Below are 17,166 nucleotides of genomic sequence, written 5' to 3'. Positions count from 1 at the left end.
CATGTAAAGAAGTTTTGAAACCGCCTTTGGTTCCCCCAACAAAGGATTACGATACAAGAATTTGTTGCCTGAATTTTAGAGAAGAGCTTCCAGAAAATAATGTCTTTTCTTAAAAATGCTTACGGTAGAGGAAAATAATATTCTTTTTTGCATAAAAACGATTGAATATTCTATAAAGCTTTTATAGTCTTAAATTCCTCTAAAGTAGCAGTATATTAAATCTTTCCTCAAAAAAATCTTGGAAAAGAAAGGCAAAAACACATGATATTAAAGAAATTGTCTTGGAGTACCACACTTGGATTACTCCTTTCTCTCTTTGTACTCTTTTTGTCTCCAAGCTTTTCGATGGCAGCAGATAAATCCAACATCAAACTCGGTGTCATGGAAGGACATGAGGCAACTGTTTGGAAAGTTGCTGCCGAACAAGCAAAAAAAGCAGGGTTAAATATTGAACTTGTTTATTTTTCTGATTACACTCTGCCAAACGACGCCGTCAATGCAGGGGATATTGATGCAAATGCTTTCCAACACACGCCTTATCTTAATAATCAAATTGAACAGCGGGGTTACAAACTTTCCGTTGTTGGATATACATTTATTGCCCCAATTGGTGTCTATTCTCACAAAATAAAAGAGCTAAAAGAGCTCCATGATGGAGCCCATGTTGGCATTCCTAATGACCCATCAAATGGGGGAAGAGCTTTACTTCTTCTCAACTCTCTAGATCTTATTAAGTTAAAAGATCCTCATGATATTCTTGCAACACCACTTGATATTGTTGAAAACCCTAAAAACTTGCAAATTCGTGAATTAGACGCCGGTATGTTAGGGCGAGCACTCAATGATTTTGACATTGCGGTTGTAAACACAAACTGGGCTTTGGTCTCTGGATTAAGTTTAGAAAAAGATGCTATTGCATGGGAAAAAGCGGAAAATAACCCTTACAATAATATTATCGTCGTACGAACTTCTGAAAAAGATGAGCCATGGGTCAAAAAATTAGTTACTGCTTACAACAGTGAACCTGTCCGTGCAAAAATCAAAGAAATCTTTGGGCCAGCTGCCCAAACATCTTGGTAATTGCGCTGAATATTTTGGTAATTGTGCCCAGTAATTTGGTAATTATGCCAAGTAGTTTGGTAGTGATGAATGGAAAAACCCTCTCTGATCTCCTTAAAGAATGTCAGCCGTTGTTATAGCAACACGGCTGGCTTTCCAGCAGTTGATAATTTATCTCTCAATATCCATGCCGGTGAAATCCTTGGCATTATCGGACGCAGTGGAGCAGGAAAATCAACACTTATTCGCTGTCTCAATGGATTAGAAAAAATTGACTCAGGAAACATCTTTTTTGAAGGAATAAATATTTCAAATTTATCAGAGACGCAATGGGCCTCTTACCGTCAACGTATTGGTATGATTTTTCAACATTTCAATCTTTTGTCATCAAAAAATATCCTTGATAACATTGCATTACCCCTTACATTGAAAGGGATAAACAAAAAACAACGCCATAAACGTGCTCTTGAACTTATTGAACTCGTAGGATTATCTGGTAAAGAATACTGTTATCCAGCGGAACTTTCAGGGGGACAAAAACAACGTGTTGGGATTGCACGGTCTCTCGCCGATAATCCCAAAATATTATTATCAGATGAAGCAACCTCTGCTCTTGATCCTGAAACAACACAATCCATTTTAGAACTTCTTGCTGATATTAATAACCGCCTCAATCTTACGATTGTGCTCATTACTCACGAAATGGAAGTTGTGCGCACCATTGCACATCGCGTTGTTGTCCTCAATCAAGGACGCATTGTGGAAGAAGGACTTGTGAAAGATATTTTCACATCACCACAAGAAGAAACAACCATTGCCATGCTCAAACTCGTTACTCCACAACTTCCTGAAAAATTTGCAAAAAATCTTAAACCGATCGGTCACGAAGCTGTCATTGAAATTAATATTGCCGGTGAAATTGCCCAACAACCTTTTCTCCATCTTCTAGAAGATGCAATCGGTTTAAGAGCACGTATTCTCCATGGTGGTATTGATACAGTTCAAGGCGAAACCATCGGTCGTTTATTCTTAGGTCTTCCAAGCCAAGATAAAGAAGCGTTAGAAAAAGCCGTTAAATGGTTGACTGAAAAAGGGCGCTATTGCGAGGTTTTAGGTTATGTTTAATATTCTCTCTCATGAACTCTTCAAAGCCCTTTTTGATACACTCTTGATGACAATAAGTGCTTCTTTTATGGCCCTCATTATAGGACTTCCCCTTGGTCTTCTTCTTTATACCACAACACGTGGAGGGATTTTTGCTTCCTGTCTCATCAATCGCCCTTTGAGTATTATTATTGATAGTCTTCGTGCCATTCCGTTTATCATCCTTGCATTTTACCTCCTCCCACTTACACGGATGGTTGTAGGAAGAGGTGTAGGCATGCCTGCTGTCATCTTTGTCCTTACTATTTCAGCTATTCCTTTTTATGCACGAATGGCAGAACTCTCCTTTAAAACCGTTGAAAATGGCCTCATTGAAGCGGTCCGTTCTATGGGGGCAAGTCGTCTTCAAATTATTAGGCATGTTCTCATTCCTGAAGCACTCCCTAGCCTAATCACAGGCTTTACAGTGATGATTATTTCTCTTATCGGAGCCACTTCACTTGCTGGATATCTTGGCGGAGGAGGTTTAGGGGATATGGCGATCCGCTATGGCTATCAACGTTATAATACCCCCATCATGACAAGCGTCATCATCCTTTTGATCATTCTCAATGTCGTCACCCAATGGTCCTCGGATAAAATTGTGCAAAAACTTGATAAAACAAAGCATTAAAGCACTTTACAGGTTTGCGTCCTTCTCACCAACCATAGCCACAATAAGCCACTGTGCGGTGAGAGCAGGCCTTTTTAACTGTTCAATTTCTACCGTTACACCATAGTGAAAAACAACGCGACCAGAAGGACGAATTTCGGCATCATTTAAAACAAAACGAGCGCGTATCCGTGCGCCTGTCTTCACAGGACTCATAAAACGCACTTTATCAAAACCATAATTAATGCCCATAGTTGCCCCTTCCAACTCTGGAAGAGCCTCATAAGCCAGCGTAGACAAAAGCGATAACGTTAAAAAGCCATGAGCAATCGTACCACCAAAAGGGGTTTTTTTTGCTCTTTCCTCATCAACATGTATCCATTGATGATCATCTGTTGCAGTCGCAAATTGGTTAATCATATCCTGCGTAACAAGGCGCCATGAAGAGAATCCCATTTCTTTCCCAATAAAATTGACGACATCTTGGACTGCTATTTTTTGCTGCATAACGCTATTCCTGTTTTATTTGACAAAAGTACCCCACCGCTCTTGCTTTTATAAAACCCATTAATTAGAGCATCAATAATAAAAGATTCATTGCTTTAAAAGTAAATGCGCTTTAAATAAAAACACCCCCTAACACGGTAGTTTTTAAATGAGAAGAAATAATGGCAAGCAATGTCAGCCTAACAGGTTTAGCACGTGATTTAAAACAGCGTGCAGAAAATCACCAGCCTATCCGTATTGGACTCATTGGTTGTGGTGAAATGGGAACAGATTTGCTCTCAACTGTCGCTCATATGGATGGCATAACAATTGCGGCTGTTGCCACCCGAACACCATCACGTATTTTTGATGCCGCTCTGTTAGCCTACGGAGAAGATGGCCACGTACGCGAAATTGAAAATGCCAATGCCTTAACGCAAACCATTGAGAAAGGTTTAATTGCCGCCACAGATGATATTGACCTTATTTTACGTCATGAACAAATCGATATTATCGTCGATGCAACAGGCTATCCTGAAGCTGGTGCAGAAATTGGTTTTAAAACATTTGAAAACAACAAACATCTTGTCACCATGAATGTTGAAACCGATGTTACAATTGGCGCTTATCTAAAACATGAAGCAGAAAAACGAGGCCTTGTGTATACACTTGGTGCCGGTGATGAACCAACATCTTGCATGGAGCTCATTGAATTTGTTTCAGCCCTTGGACATAAGATCGTTGCAGCTGGAAAAGGTAAAAACAATCCTCTTATTTTTGATGCCACACCTGATACTTATGAAGAAGAAGCATCACAACGCAATATGAATGTGCGTATGCTCGTTGAATTTATTGATGGTTCCAAAACAATGGTTGAAATGGCAGCCATTGCCAATGCAACGGGACTCCTTCCCGACTGCCCAGGAATGCATGGACCACAAACAGCACTCCAAGATTTAAGCAAAGTACTTATTCCCAAACAAGATGGCGGTATTTTAGAGAAATATGGTGTTGTGGATTATTCGATAGGTCAAGGCGTTTCTCCAGGTGTTTTTGTCATTGCAGAAATTGCACACCCACGTCTACGCGAACGGATGGAAGATTTAAAAATTGGTCAGGGACCTTACTTTACCTTTCATCGTCCCTATCATTTAACGGCAATGGAAGTCCCCCTCACTTGCGCACGGATCATGCTTTATGGGAAAAAAGATATGGTACCCCTTAGCACTCCAGTAGCAGAAGTTTGTGCTGTTGCTAAAAAAGATTTACACCCAGGTGATCAATTGGATTTCATTGGTCTTTACACTTATCGTGCTTGGATCATGAACAAGGTAGAAGCGCGCACGCACCAAGCCATTCCCTGTGGACTTTTGGAAAAAGCAACAGTGACCGCTGAAATCAAAAAAAATGAACTCATTACAGTCCATAATACCGCTATTCGTGAGGATCAGTGGATTGCACGCCTTCGTACAAAACAAGACACATTACTGAATTGTCTTTCCTCTACAAGTCTATAAACGAACTCTTCTCAACCTTTTTACTTATAAAATCATGATAAGCTGCAAAAAATAGCAGACTCTACCCTTTGAAAATAACTCCTGAATGATTTTAAATCTTCCACTCGTATATCTATAGAACAGCTCATATATATTTCATCCCTCTCTTCAGATCAGTACAAATGCTTCTCCAAAGAGACCTTTTCTCCACGAATGATCAACAAAATACACCAAAAAGAGAGGAATTCCGATGAGCGATAAAAACAACCCTATGTGATAAAAAAAATAACCCTATAATGGACGCTACAGCACCAATGAGATTCCCCCGTTAGTAAAGAAGACAAAAAGATTATAAAACCGACACCACCCCAAAACACTTTAAAGAGAAATATTTTTCCAAAAGCAAATCCGTCTTTCCCCTCAGCATCACGAATAACAGCCATCTTTATAGCCTCAATACCTGCATTCTTTCCTGTTGCTGCTATAGCAGCAACAGGTGCTCCTTCCTGAAAGCGAGCTTCGTGCTGTTCGCATAACTCTCGACAGTTTGTACAAAACGAAGAATAAACCCTGTTAGAATGTACAAACAGATATGAGATCTAAATACTTTAATTACAGCCCTCTCTGCTCCTCTTTTACTTCACTGAAGAAAGTGAAAGAATACTTACAGATATAAAAACAAAAATTTATCTATTTATCGCTCTATACAAATGATATATTTACGTATTTACAGAACAAATTATAATACATTGTGTATTTAATGTAAATAGTAAAAAGCATAATATACAAATTTGCAACATAAAAAATAATTTATCAAATAAATGACTAAAAATTAAAAGAAATAATTATTATACGTTTTAGAATTATAGCGAATAAAAATAAAGAATATTGTTCATTTATGTTTTGTCATCAAAAAATAAGAAGATTTATTTTTATAAAAGAAAAAATTAAACACATCTTAAGTCATTTGAGATATAAAACAAAAAATATTCCCGATGATAAAGCAACAAAGATCACTATAAATGTAAAGGGCAGAAAAACATGCTTCCCTTATCTTTACTTTCTTTACCAGCACTCTTTATCCTTATTCTGGTAAAGATACACTACCAAAATGGTCGATCCCCTTCACCTTTAAATTAAAACATGGCTTTCTTTATAAAGAACCAATTGGTTTGTTCTCTTAATGGTTACCTCACAAAAAACCATACTTATAAGCATCTTAATCGTCCAAATCATTATCTCTTTTAGTGAACACGCAAAGACCTCTTCAATCCCATCACATTCACTAAACTTCCTTTAATAATCCACCGTACTCTCTCAATTTCTTTGTCATTTACTAAAATGACAAAGATCTTCTTAAAAGTCGTATGGATCAAAAAACATTGTACCATTTTAATACAACCATCTATAAAATGTCATAAAGTCTCTTCGCAAAATTTTAATTTGAAATCTAAGTTCTCTCATCACTCTCTTTTTCATAGCAACAGCCGCCCATGCCCCCTTCCTTTCAAAGGAAAACTTGCCTTCTATAGTAGGCAAGATATTGATTGATAATCATAATTAATCTTTTGCCTGTTGAATGAAAATCCTGAAGATCGTTAAGAGTCTCTCATTTTAATCCTATCTATGGTGAAGAAATTAAAACCATCCCCTTGCACATCACAAGGGGGATGAGCGTGTGGATAAAAACACGGAGAAGAAAGCAATAAAAATGCTTCTTATGAAGCTTCTTAACGCAAGAGCTGTCGCAAAATTGTAAACGAGTCAATAGAATATAAAGCTCATCATCCTCAAATCTTAGCTTTTCAAAAACAGATGTCTCATCGGCAATTTTCACAAAACACACCTCATCTTTAAACAATGATAAAGCGATATTGCAGCAAAGACTGAAAGATTGTTTCAAGTGTCTCTTCACTGTTTGTAACAAAGCACTCATTTTCTCTTTTCTAACTCTGATGCATGAAAATACTCTTGTTTGCATTTTTTCCGGAGATAGATTAAAATTAAGGAAAATACCTTCAATTTCTGATCACTTTACATTTTTTTGACTTCTCTTTTGGATAATGAGTTTATGGTATCCGATACGCCTTTTCTTGCTCTTTTACCCTTGGGCGCCCACGAATATCACGGAAAACACCTCCCCTTTGAAACCGACTGGATTATTGCTGAAGCTTTTGCAAAAGCCCTCACCTTACAAACAAGAGAGCAATTTGATATCACGCTCTTACCTGTTGAAAAAATTGGCTATTCCGTTGAACATATGGATGTTACAGGCTCAAAAACGCTCAGCTTTTCTGACGCGATCGAACGCTGGATAAAGATTGGTGAAAACTGCTACCATAAGGGTATTAAACGTTTTCTTCTTCTCAACGCCCATGGAGGCAATTCACCTTTAATGAACATTGTTATTACCGAATTACGGCGACGTTTTGCCATGCTTGCCGTCGCAACCAGCTGGAGTCGTTTTGGCCTCCCGCAAGGTTTAATGGCACCCTCTCAACAACATCTTGATATTCATGGAGGATTTATTGAAACCTCCTTAATGCTTTATTTAGCACCAGAAAAAGTGCAAATGGAGAAGGCAAAAAATTTTCACAATAAGCAAGCTGATATGATTGCCCATTATCGATATTTACGTGCTTATGGTCCTCATGCCTTTGGATGGACAATGCGTGACCTTAACCAACAGGGAGCAGCAGGCAATGCAAGGGAAGCAACAGCTCAAGCGGGTGAAGCAATTTTCTCTCATGTCCTTTGTGGGCTTCGTGATTTACTTGATGATATCAATCAATTTAAAATAAACGCATTACGATAAAAGGCACCCCTCATGGAAAAAAAACAAAATATGCCCCATAAAATTCCCGTTACAGTTCTCACAGGTTATCTTGGCTCAGGAAAAACCACTCTTCTCAATCGCATTCTCAGTGAAAACCATGGCAAACGTTATGCAGTTATTGTCAATGAATTTGGTGAAATTGGCATTGATAATGATCTTATCGTGGAGTCCGACGAAGAAATTTATGAAATGAATAATGGCTGCGTTTGCTGTACCGTGCGCGGCGATCTTATTCGTATTCTGGAAAGCCTCATACAACGCTCTCACCGCTTTGATGCAATCATTATAGAGACAACAGGACTTGCTGATCCTATTCCCGTTGCACAAACTTTTTTCATGGATGATACTGTCCAAGAAAAGACCGCTCTTGATAGTGTCATAGCGGTGGTTGATGCAAAACACCTCCCCTCTCAACTTAAAAAGAGCCGTGAAGCTGAAGATCAAATTGCCTTCTCTGATATCATTCTTTTAAATAAGATTGATCTTGTCACTGCACAAGAACGTGCACATGCTGAATCGCTTATTCTTGCGATTAATCCCCAAGCTGTGCTTTATGCAACAGAGCGCACGAATATTCCTCTTGAGAAACTTCTCAATCTTGGTTCCTTTGATCTACAACGAACTTTAGAGAGTGATCCTCATTTTCTTGATCCCCAACATGCCAACCATCTCTGTGGTCCCGATTGCAATCATGATCATCACCATCACCACCCATCCGCCATTCACGACATTACAATTACTTCTGTAAGTTTAAAAACAGGTACGCTTCAACCAGAAAAGTTTTTTCCATGGATTCAACAGATTACGCAACAACAAGGTCCTGATATTTTACGTTTAAAAGGAATTATTGCCTTTCAAGGAGATAATGATCGCTATGTTATTCAAGGCATACACATGATTCTTGAGGGACAGCATCAACGTCCATGGCGTGAAGATGAAAAACGGGAAAGCCGGCTTGTTTTTATCGGCCGCACCCTTGATGCCGAAAAATTGAAAACTGGTTTTGAAAATTGCGCATAAGTGAGGTATAATGCCAAGCACCACCCATTATAATCTTCAAAATTATTGTCTCTCCTGCGGTTTTATTGACAACAAACCAACTTTCGTTTCAGTAGAGGGTCTCATTGTTTTTTTAAACCCAATCCCGCAAGTCATTGAAATTCACCAAGGAATAATTTCAAGTCATTTTGCCTCCGATAACACAGCGATTATCACTGGTGGAGAAGACGGAAAAGCCTGTCACACAACAGCAGATGGTCATACAGAAGTCCTAGGGCAACAAAAAGGTAAATGGATAAACAAGGTTACTTTTGGACCACGAAAAATTTTTGCTTATTCCTCCTCACGTTTAACAGTGGCAAATATCGGTAATGGGCTACAAGAACTTACGCATGAACGCAGTGTAGAAGGTCTTGCGTTTGCTCCAAAGGGTTTACGCCTTGCCGTTGCCCATTATAATGGTGTTACCCTGCATTGGCTCTCCACGCAAGCACCTCCAACCACACTGGTATGGAAAGGGGCACACTTTGATGTCACCTTCTCACCAGACAACCGCTATGTGATTTCTAGCATGCAAGAAAACGCCTTACATGGCTGGCGTCTTACTGATAATCAACATTTACGCATGAGTGGCTATCCAAGCAAGGTCAAAAGCTGGTCTTGGAGCGCAAAAGGAAAATGGCTCGCAACATCAGGCGCCTCAGCAGCCATTGTCTGGCCCTTTCATACGAAAGATGGCCCCATGGGTAAAGCACCACTAGAACTGGGCACGCGAGCCAATGCACTGGTCAGCACCGTTTCCTGTCATCCAAGCGAAGACATTGTTGCAATAGGCTTTAATGACGGAATGATTTTATGTGCACATTTTCACGATAGAAAAGAAATTCTTCTAAAAGATTGCGGGAAAAGCGCTATTTCAGCGCTAAATTGGGATAAAACGGGACACAATCTTGCCTTTGGTAGCGAAAACGGTGAATGTGGTATCATCAACATCTCTGTTTAAGAAAATAGCAATAACCATCACAGCTAATAGCAGCACAATCCTCCACAAGCAGTTGGGGCCACCCTTTTCCTCTTAAAAAAAGAGACACACTCACACAGCGTTTTCAATCACACACCCCAAAATCTTAGATTGCACCCTTTTTCATCAAGACAAAAGAACCCGTAGAGAAGACAAAAGAGATTTTAACAAACAAAAAGGCAGCATTTCCTGCTGCCTTTCGGAGAAAAGGATCTCTCATCCTTTGTCAAAACAAGTAACGAAGACCAGCCGAGAAACTTGCTCCAGAAAACCCTGCTTTTGTCAGTCTATGCTGATAATTTATATCTCCATGAAGTGCAAATTTTGAAGATAATTTGGCATTAAAACCAGCTCCTACTTCTAGCGAAGAACCAAAAGCTCCTAACGGAAATTTATCTTTGAAATGCACAAATTGCTTTCCTCCAAAACCATGGACAAAATGAAGCTTTCCATTGAAAGAAATAACGCGCTCTGCTTTGGAAGCAGCAAGTGTCTTAGTTAAACGGCCACCAACACGCATCACCCATTGATGAAGTTTTCCCATTTCAATATCAAAACCATCAATATCCGATGTCTTATCAAATTGCAGATTTTGATAAATAACCTGAACTTGCGGATCAAAAATAAGATCTTTATACTCTGTTATAAATGTCTTACCACCAACGAATGAAGCATTGAAAGGATTTCCCTTCAATGTTGCCGTCTTCCCCCTTTCAAGGGTCATAACATCACCCTTAAAAACACCATAGGAAAGAAGACCATTGAGATAAAAGCCCGTATCCTGCTGTATATTACCATATGCCGTAACAGACCATTTATCAAACGTATTTTCTTTACTCTGGATAACATCCTGAGGTTGTAGAGACATTTTCCCATAAGTCCCCATAATTCCAAAGCTTGTAGAATGATGCATACTCTCAACAGTTGAGAGCGGAAGACCTACCTCTACAGCATTATAATTAAAATTGCCTCCAAAGCCATATTCAAGCACAGAAAGATCTGAAACATAACGATGTCTTCCACCATAACCCCATACAAAAAAAGGCGGATTCTCGCTCTTTTTCGAAAGTCCTCCAAGAATAGTACGTAAGACCCCCACCTGTTTGTTTTGACTGTTAAGATCCATTAAACCAGCCTGAAACAAAGCATTTGGCAAGAAGAGATAAGTTGGAACTTGTGGAACAACCGCTCTCACACCTAGATCAGGATAAAGAACAAAATCCTCAGAACCGGTTCCAATAGAACGAGAAACGCGCCGACGAACAACCTTCTTTTTCAACTGAGAAGAACGCTGTATATATTCAGCTTCAAGACGAAAATCCCAAAAATCTCCATAATTCTCAATCGACTCTTGTCCAACCAGTCTATTTTCCTCTTTTGCTTTCCCAAACGAGGAACTTGGACCATAAGCTGTAAGACGATATCGATAAGGTGCTCCTCTAAGTGCTACGTAACCATTGGCTAATTTAAAAGAATCTTGCGTCGCTTTTCCATAAACCTGAATAAGTGAAACACTCTGACTATCTCTTTGCTCATCTTTGCTCAGATTCTTTCTTTTTTCTGAATCTCCTGAGACTTCTACGACATGCACTTTTGTGGTTCCATCGACACCACCATACATTAAAATTTTATCAGCTTTTATCCCCTTGTTTTGGCCCCTTGTCTCCAAAGACGCATTGACAACAATACGTGCATTCCCCTTAGCAACGTAAACATCATCTGAGTGGCTCTCACCTAATTTTCCGAGATGAAGTGTCTGATAATGACCATCTTCTGGTTTTTTGAAAAAAATGGAGCTATCAGTAAGCTTTATAAAACGAAGGGATGAATCTGTAGATTGTGAATCTTTATATTTTTTCCGTGGTGTTACAGTCCATTGCGATCCATTAGATAACTCAAATTCGGCATGAGAACTGCTATCAACACGTGTTCCGCCGACAAGAAAAGAAGCATCAGCTTCAATCCCGACGGCAGAGTGATTCTTAGCTTCTAACAACAAATCACCAACGATACGTGATTTCTCTGATGCCCTAATAACAGGAACTCTCCTCGCATCATCAACATAAACAGCGGTACCATTTGGAACTTGAAGAGTGCTTTTCTTAAACTGAAAATCCCCTAACCTAGCAAGCACCTCTCCCTCTAAATATTCATAATCTGACAGTCCTCCCTGAAAATAGAGTCCTCGAGCTCCATGCCCCTTAATAGTAATCTTTGAGTTTTCAACAACAACCTCAGACATATTGAGCAACTCTAACGAAGACCTATCATTAGCAAAAACTGCTGGTGCACTCTCACCCACGAAACCATAAACATGAGTGACCTCCACTTGACTGTCCTTAACAACAAGAGAACCGCCTTGCTTCACACCAAAAACTGCTTGGCTCACGCCATTACCAAGGCTATCCCCTTTCTTACCATTAACAGTATTTTTGCCATTTCCAGTTATCGAAACCTTATCCAAAATAGTTACCATCTTTGGCTGCGCAAGCACCTCTGACACAATGGAACCCGCTTTTTTTAATTGTAACGTTTCACCCAACTTTAAATCCGCCTCTTTTCCTGTCTTAAGAGCTATATTTTCAGACTTTTTTATGATTACAGCATCAAAAGAGCCCGTATTAACAAGATCTCTATAAGACCCGTCAACAACCCCTTGCACTTCGCTACCCCCACATAAAGACGACTGAAGAGAATGACACGAAGAGGCATCTTGTGCCTTAATATCTATATTATGGATAAAGAAAAAAACGGACGTGGTAAGAGCACATAAACAGACATGAGATCTTAATATTTTTATTATCATTGACTATAAACTTTCTTCTATTCCCCTCATAAAAAAACAAAGACGACCATCTCCTGATTGCCAGATTATGTTTTGGTTAAATAATTCGTTTTGGATTATATGTAAAGTTAAAATCAAAAAAACAACACAACAAAGACACTGTTTGTTCTTATAAATTTCACAAAGAATGTATTAAATATAAAGCTACGATTAAAAATGATATTTTAATCCACCATAAAATGTAGTCTAGAAAAACAAACCTTGATAAGCTTACGCTGATAGATCACATCATTATGAAATATAATCTTTAGAGACAGTTGTGCACAAACACAAAATCCAGTTTCTATAAAAAACCCAGAGTCCTTGGCAAGCATCTCCTAAATGAATAAATTCTCTATCACCAAAATCATAAATAAAATGAATTTTACCATGGTAAAAAATAATATATTCTTCCCCAGTTAAAGCCATCAATATCATGTACCTTATAAAACTGAAGATTTTGATGAAAAACTTTATCCGTTAAACAAAAATTAAACTTTTACACCCCCTCATAAATGCTTTAGTAGCAGTTAAGGGACCATTCTGGGATCACTTCCTAATGCTGTTAATGCTATTGGCGTATCCCGTGCAAGAGTGAATACATCCCCATTAAAGATCATAAGATAACAGAGCATCTATATAAAGGCCCATATCATGCTGTATCCTAGCATATGCTGCTCTCTCCATTTATAAAATGTATTTTTTTAGCGTTTCTTGATTTCTCGAGGCTGCAAAGAAACTTGTCCATACCCCCATATCCTCAAAAAATATAACACGATATGCGCTTTCGATATTTTTCAGAAAAGCTCCAACCTCTATGGTATTATAACCAAGCGCGTCTCCATAACCATATTTGAGGATAAAAAGAGCGAAGTATAACGATGCTTACTACCAACAACCCCATAGAAACAAAGTCGTATTTTCGTGATGATTCTCTGTATTTCTCGCACATCTTCTCCTTCCTGTAAAAAAACACCATGTAAAATAACTTTACCACTTCCTGCTGTTTGAACCCCAATACCATTTGTAAAATCAATCCTTCCCGCTTTCATTTCAATTTTCACACTGCATTGGCTAAAAAGACTGATCGCATCAGCACTTGTCCTCATTTCTGAATTATTTAAAAGAATAAAAGATTAGTTACCAGCTACCCTAACCCCCGTTCGAGTTACGTTAATCGCCCCTCTCACATCTCAAAAGCTTCTCCCTCATCAACATCGACATCAATCAACACATATTATTGAAGATGGAATTGATTAAAGAAACACACCCCTCCGTTAATGCTTGTACAGCTGTTGTCCAAGAGCTTTTTCCTACCATTTGCATTCGCAATATCGTTAATGATTATCCTGTCTGCTCCAATGACTATATTCTCCTCCAATACCTCTATGGCTGAATCAGAGCTTTCACCAGTGCATGGATAAGTTTTATTGAAAATTGCCTGTTCTTTATCATCACCACATCGATAAAATGAAGCATTTTCGCACTATGGAAACTACTTCTTCCAAGCAAGCTGACCATCAGCATCTGCATTGTTTACAAAGACAAAGAATAACCATCATAAAACGACAGAAAGAGAGGTGATTTTTAAATATTTTAATCATAATTTTACGACAAATTTTTTCCCCTTTGTGCTACAAAAGAATATGCATTCTGCTTCATTGCTCTTATTGCATGCAACAAACAAAAAACATTATGTATTTTACTTAAAATAAAAATTATTGCAGTCTAAAATTGCAACATTCAAAAGACACAGAAAATATAGATAACGGCATATTCATCCCCAAAACCAGTTCTTCAAAAACAGCTTATCAATGCACACAGATCGGAAAAATCATCACAAAAAGCAAAGCAACCAGGAAGCATTTCAGTATTTTTAAGGTATGGAAGAGATTTGTTTTCAAAATTTCCAGCCAAAGCAACTAACAAAAAGAAAGAGCCATAAACTCTACTTATAGCTCTTTAAAGAATTGATTAAAAGACGATCAAACTAGAAGTGATAGCGCAATCCGCCTGAAAAACTAACTCCAGAAAAGCCTGCCTTGGTAAGTTTGTGTTGATAAACCAAATCAGCATGAAGAGCAAATTTTGAAGACAATCGGGCATTGAAACCCACTCCAGCTTCTAGAGAAGAACCAAAGGCTCCCAACTGAAAAGCATCTTTGAAATGCACAGTTTGTTTTTCTTCAAAACCATGAGTAAAATGCAGCTTTCCATAAAAGGAAGCCTCATGATCCTTCTCAGAGGCAGACAACATCTTCGTCAAACGTCCACCAACACGGACCATCCATTTGTCAAGTTTTCCTAATTCAATGTCAAAGTTGTCAACATCATGAGCCTTATCAAATTGGAGATGTTGATAAACAACCTGAACCTGCGGATCAACAACAAAACCTTCATATCCCATTGCAAACGCTTTACCACCCGTCAAAGAAGCGCTGAAAGGATTACCCTTTAAGGTTGCTGTTTTTCCTCGTGCAAGGGTGAAAACATCACCCTTGAACAAGCCATAGGAGAGAAGACCATCCACATAGAAGCCTGCATCATGTTGCATGCTGCCATATGCTGTAGCAGTCCATTTATCAAATGCACTTTCTTGGCTTTGCTTAACATCCACAGGTTGTAGAGAAAGCTTTCCATAAGAGCCCATAATTCCAAAAGATAAAGCACTATCAGTATTTTCGATTGTTTTCAGCAAAAGACCTGCCTCTAAAGCGTTATAGGTAAGATCACCTTTGTACCCATATTCAAGTTCGGATAAGTCTGAAGCATAACGATAACGCCCACCATAACCACGCACAAAGGAAGCAGGCTTTTCATGAATTTCTACCATTCCACGGGAAGTAGCCCGTAGTACCTCTAACTGTTTGTTTTGATTGCTAATATCCATTAAATCAGCATGGAATACGCTATTTGGCAAAAGAAGATAGGTTGAAACTTGCGGAACAACAGCTTTAATCCCTGGCTCTAAACGAAGTTCAAGAGAAGGGTTAGGACTACGATCAAAATTCAATTGAGTACGAGCATCAACATACCTATTTTCGAGACGAAAATCCCAAAATTCACCGTGACCTTCAACTAATCTTTGAGTAGAATCCGCTTTTCCTAAATTAGATGTTGGTCCATAAGCATAAAGCCTATACTGATAAGGCGAATTATCTAACGCAATATAATCACCCGCTAATTGAAAAGAATCCTCCTCCGCTCTCCCAGAAACCTGAATAAGTGAGATCCCCTGATTGTTTCCACCACCCCCTGTACCTCCTCCAGGGCTCCCTGGCATGCTTTGTACATGGACGGTTGTTTTTCCTTCAACATCCCCATAGATTAAAAGACGATCTGTTTTTTGATCTTTAAGAGCGCCCCCTTTATCCAAATATGTATTGAGATAAAAATGCGCATCACCTTGCGCCTTATAAACGACACCCGATCCTTTTCCAACGCGGAGTGTTTGATAATTCCCAGCTTCGCTGGACTTTGGTTGTTCAAAAATAAGAGAACTATCAATAAGATGTAACAATGAAATTGATGAAACACCTATAGAGCGAGAAGAAAAAGAATCGTGCAAACTTTTATTTTTCGGTCGCGTTAAAGTCCATTTTGCCCCTTTTGTTAACCGAAACTCAGCATGAGAACTTTCATCAATATGCGCCCCCCCTACAAGTCTAGAAGCATCAGCTGCAACCTTCACAAAAGCCCCCTCTTCAGCCTTCAACAATAAATCTCCAGAAAGTTCAGAATTACCCAGAATTTTAATAAGACCTCCAGATTTTCTACTATAAATAACTGTACCATTTGGAACTGTAAACAGAGCATTACTGTACAAATGAACACTTCCTCGTTTATGCAAGTTCTTTTCTGGAAGTCCTCCGAATAACTTACCATACTCCCCAAAGAAAGTATAAATCCTCTCTTTATCATAAGGATATCTTTCGTACTTATATTCGAGTTCTTGCTCATCAAAAAAATAGAATCCATAAGATGCATTACCGTCCACTAAAACTGTCGACTTCGAAATATCAATATATCCACCAACTCCTTGGAATGAAACACCATGCGCATTGGAAGCCTTAACTCCACCTTCTATAAAATCGATAAATCCACCATCTCCAGACATCTGAAAAACTGAATTTCTATCATAGCTACTTACACGCGTCGCCCGACTCTTTTCGGTAATGGAGACTCCCTTTAAAGTGACAATCCCCTCGTCTCTTGTTTGAACCGCGATACCCTTTGTAAATTCAATTGCTCCTTTTTCTATCTCAACGGTTCCCGAATTATCGGCCACGATACCATACTTCCAAAAGCTGTTATCCGAATCTGCTGGATTTAAAGCATCCTTAATCGTTACATCCTCCCCTTCAATCCTCGTTTTTTCTTTAGATGCTTGTATGGCAACAGTTTCATCTTCCTTTCCATCAGTTTTGTTATAAGTTTTTCCTCTAATGTAGTTATGTTCAGCATTATCGCACCAATAAAATGAGACCTCTTTACTACATGTAAATTCATTTTTCCCATTTTGCATCTTACCATTAACAACAGCGCTTGATCGCACCTCAGTAGCAGCCTCAGCTTGTACCCTTGCATTTGCATTGGGCAGGAAAAGAAAAACAGCTGTTGTTACAACACACAAAGAGAGATGACTTTTAAATATCTTGACCATAATTCTACCGTAAACTCTTTCTCAGA

12 protein-coding genes are annotated in these 17,166 nt (G+C 38.8%); 8 read left to right on the top strand and 4 right to left on the bottom strand.

Going from position 1 to position 17,166, the window contains the following annotated elements:
* Window positions 1-261 precede the first annotated feature (261 nt).
* From AC0QT1_RS06135 to AC0QT1_RS06125, 3 genes are all read left to right on the top strand, one after another.
* Window positions 262-1,080 (top strand): MetQ/NlpA family ABC transporter substrate-binding protein, encoded by an 819-nt coding sequence (locus AC0QT1_RS06135; protein WP_473201874.1) that lies wholly within the window; start codon window positions 262-264, stop codon window positions 1,078-1,080.
* Window positions 1,081-1,149: 69 nt separating this feature from the next.
* The gene (locus AC0QT1_RS06130) at window positions 1,150-2,184 is read left to right on the top strand and encodes a methionine ABC transporter ATP-binding protein (RefSeq protein WP_473201873.1); all 1,035 of its coding nucleotides are present in this window, start codon (window positions 1,150-1,152) and stop codon (window positions 2,182-2,184) included.
* Entirely contained in the window at window positions 2,177-2,836 is a 660-nt protein-coding gene (locus AC0QT1_RS06125; protein WP_473201872.1) for a methionine ABC transporter permease, read from the top strand. Before AC0QT1_RS06130 ends, AC0QT1_RS06125 begins: the two co-directional genes overlap by 8 nt.
* 6 nt (window positions 2,837-2,842) lie before the next feature.
* Here AC0QT1_RS06125 and AC0QT1_RS06120 read toward each other — a convergent pair whose 3' ends face one another.
* On the bottom strand, window positions 2,843-3,322 hold the full coding sequence (locus AC0QT1_RS06120) for a MaoC family dehydratase (RefSeq protein WP_473200751.1): 480 nt from the start codon (window positions 3,320-3,322) through the stop codon (window positions 2,843-2,845).
* Between the two features lie 161 nt (window positions 3,323-3,483).
* Here AC0QT1_RS06120 and AC0QT1_RS06115 point away from each other — a divergent pair, with 161 nt between their 5' ends.
* The 4 genes from AC0QT1_RS06115 (at window position 3,484) to AC0QT1_RS06100 (ending at window position 9,635) form a co-directional block, all read left to right on the top strand.
* Window positions 3,484-4,818 carry an NAD(P)H-dependent oxidoreductase gene (locus tag AC0QT1_RS06115; protein WP_473201871.1) on the top strand — a complete coding sequence of 445 codons (1,335 nt, stop codon included), beginning with the start codon at window positions 3,484-3,486 and terminating at the stop codon, window positions 4,816-4,818.
* Window positions 4,819-6,868: 2,050 nt separating this feature from the next.
* Window positions 6,869-7,612 carry a creatininase family protein gene (locus AC0QT1_RS06110; RefSeq protein WP_473201870.1) on the top strand — a complete coding sequence of 248 codons (744 nt, stop codon included), beginning with the start codon at window positions 6,869-6,871 and terminating at the stop codon, window positions 7,610-7,612.
* A 12-nt stretch (window positions 7,613-7,624) separates the two neighbouring features.
* On the top strand, window positions 7,625-8,653 hold the full coding sequence (locus tag AC0QT1_RS06105) for a CobW family GTP-binding protein (protein WP_473201869.1): 1,029 nt from the start codon (window positions 7,625-7,627) through the stop codon (window positions 8,651-8,653).
* 10 nt (window positions 8,654-8,663) lie between these two features.
* Window positions 8,664-9,635, top strand: coding sequence for a WD40 repeat domain-containing protein (locus AC0QT1_RS06100; RefSeq protein WP_473200755.1), 972 nt, complete (start codon window positions 8,664-8,666; stop codon window positions 9,633-9,635).
* Between the two features lie 244 nt (window positions 9,636-9,879).
* On the opposite strand, the gene AC0QT1_RS06095 is transcribed toward AC0QT1_RS06100, so the two are convergent.
* Both AC0QT1_RS06095 and AC0QT1_RS06090 read right to left on the bottom strand, forming a co-directional pair.
* Complete coding sequence (locus AC0QT1_RS06095; protein WP_473201868.1) at window positions 9,880-12,459, bottom strand: autotransporter outer membrane beta-barrel domain-containing protein; 2,580 nt, start codon at window positions 12,457-12,459, stop codon at window positions 9,880-9,882.
* Window positions 12,460-13,292: 833 nt separating this feature from the next.
* Window positions 13,293-13,586: a hypothetical protein gene (locus AC0QT1_RS06090; RefSeq protein ID WP_473201867.1), complete on the bottom strand. Its 294-nt coding sequence runs from the start codon at window positions 13,584-13,586 to the stop codon at window positions 13,293-13,295.
* A gap of 137 nt (window positions 13,587-13,723) precedes the next feature.
* Here AC0QT1_RS06090 and AC0QT1_RS06085 point away from each other — a divergent pair, with 137 nt between their 5' ends.
* Window positions 13,724-13,873: a hypothetical protein gene (locus AC0QT1_RS06085; RefSeq protein ID WP_473201866.1), complete on the top strand. Its 150-nt coding sequence runs from the start codon at window positions 13,724-13,726 to the stop codon at window positions 13,871-13,873.
* Between the two features lie 594 nt (window positions 13,874-14,467).
* On the opposite strand, the gene AC0QT1_RS06080 is transcribed toward AC0QT1_RS06085, so the two are convergent.
* The gene (locus AC0QT1_RS06080; protein ID WP_473201865.1) at window positions 14,468-17,140 is read right to left on the bottom strand and encodes an autotransporter family protein; all 2,673 of its coding nucleotides are present in this window, start codon (window positions 17,138-17,140) and stop codon (window positions 14,468-14,470) included.
* Between the last annotated feature and the right edge of the window lie 26 nt (window positions 17,141-17,166).

Source organism: Bartonella sp. P12B, assembly GCF_055796185.1.
This window is presented reverse-complemented; position numbering and strand designations above follow the sequence as displayed.

Coding starts and splice junctions, on each gene's coding strand:
- AC0QT1_RS06135 (WP_473201874.1), top strand. CDS start 262: ATGATATTAAAGAAATTGTCTTGGAGTACCACACTTGGATTACTCCTT.
- AC0QT1_RS06125 (WP_473201872.1), top strand. CDS start 2,177: ATGTTTAATATTCTCTCTCATGAACTCTTCAAAGCCCTTTTTGATACA.
- AC0QT1_RS06115 (WP_473201871.1), top strand. CDS start 3,484: ATGGCAAGCAATGTCAGCCTAACAGGTTTAGCACGTGATTTAAAACAG.
- AC0QT1_RS06085 (WP_473201866.1), top strand. CDS start 13,724: ATGGAATTGATTAAAGAAACACACCCCTCCGTTAATGCTTGTACAGCT.
- AC0QT1_RS06100 (WP_473200755.1), top strand. CDS start 8,664: ATGCCAAGCACCACCCATTATAATCTTCAAAATTATTGTCTCTCCTGC.
- AC0QT1_RS06130 (WP_473201873.1), top strand. CDS start 1,150: ATGGAAAAACCCTCTCTGATCTCCTTAAAGAATGTCAGCCGTTGTTAT.
- AC0QT1_RS06080 (WP_473201865.1), bottom strand. CDS start 17,140: ATGGTCAAGATATTTAAAAGTCATCTCTCTTTGTGTGTTGTAACAACA.
- AC0QT1_RS06095 (WP_473201868.1), bottom strand. CDS start 12,459: ATGATAATAAAAATATTAAGATCTCATGTCTGTTTATGTGCTCTTACC.
- AC0QT1_RS06105 (WP_473201869.1), top strand. CDS start 7,625: ATGGAAAAAAAACAAAATATGCCCCATAAAATTCCCGTTACAGTTCTC.
- AC0QT1_RS06110 (WP_473201870.1), top strand. CDS start 6,869: ATGGTATCCGATACGCCTTTTCTTGCTCTTTTACCCTTGGGCGCCCAC.
- AC0QT1_RS06090 (WP_473201867.1), bottom strand. CDS start 13,586: ATGAGGACAAGTGCTGATGCGATCAGTCTTTTTAGCCAATGCAGTGTG.
- AC0QT1_RS06120 (WP_473200751.1), bottom strand. CDS start 3,322: ATGCAGCAAAAAATAGCAGTCCAAGATGTCGTCAATTTTATTGGGAAA.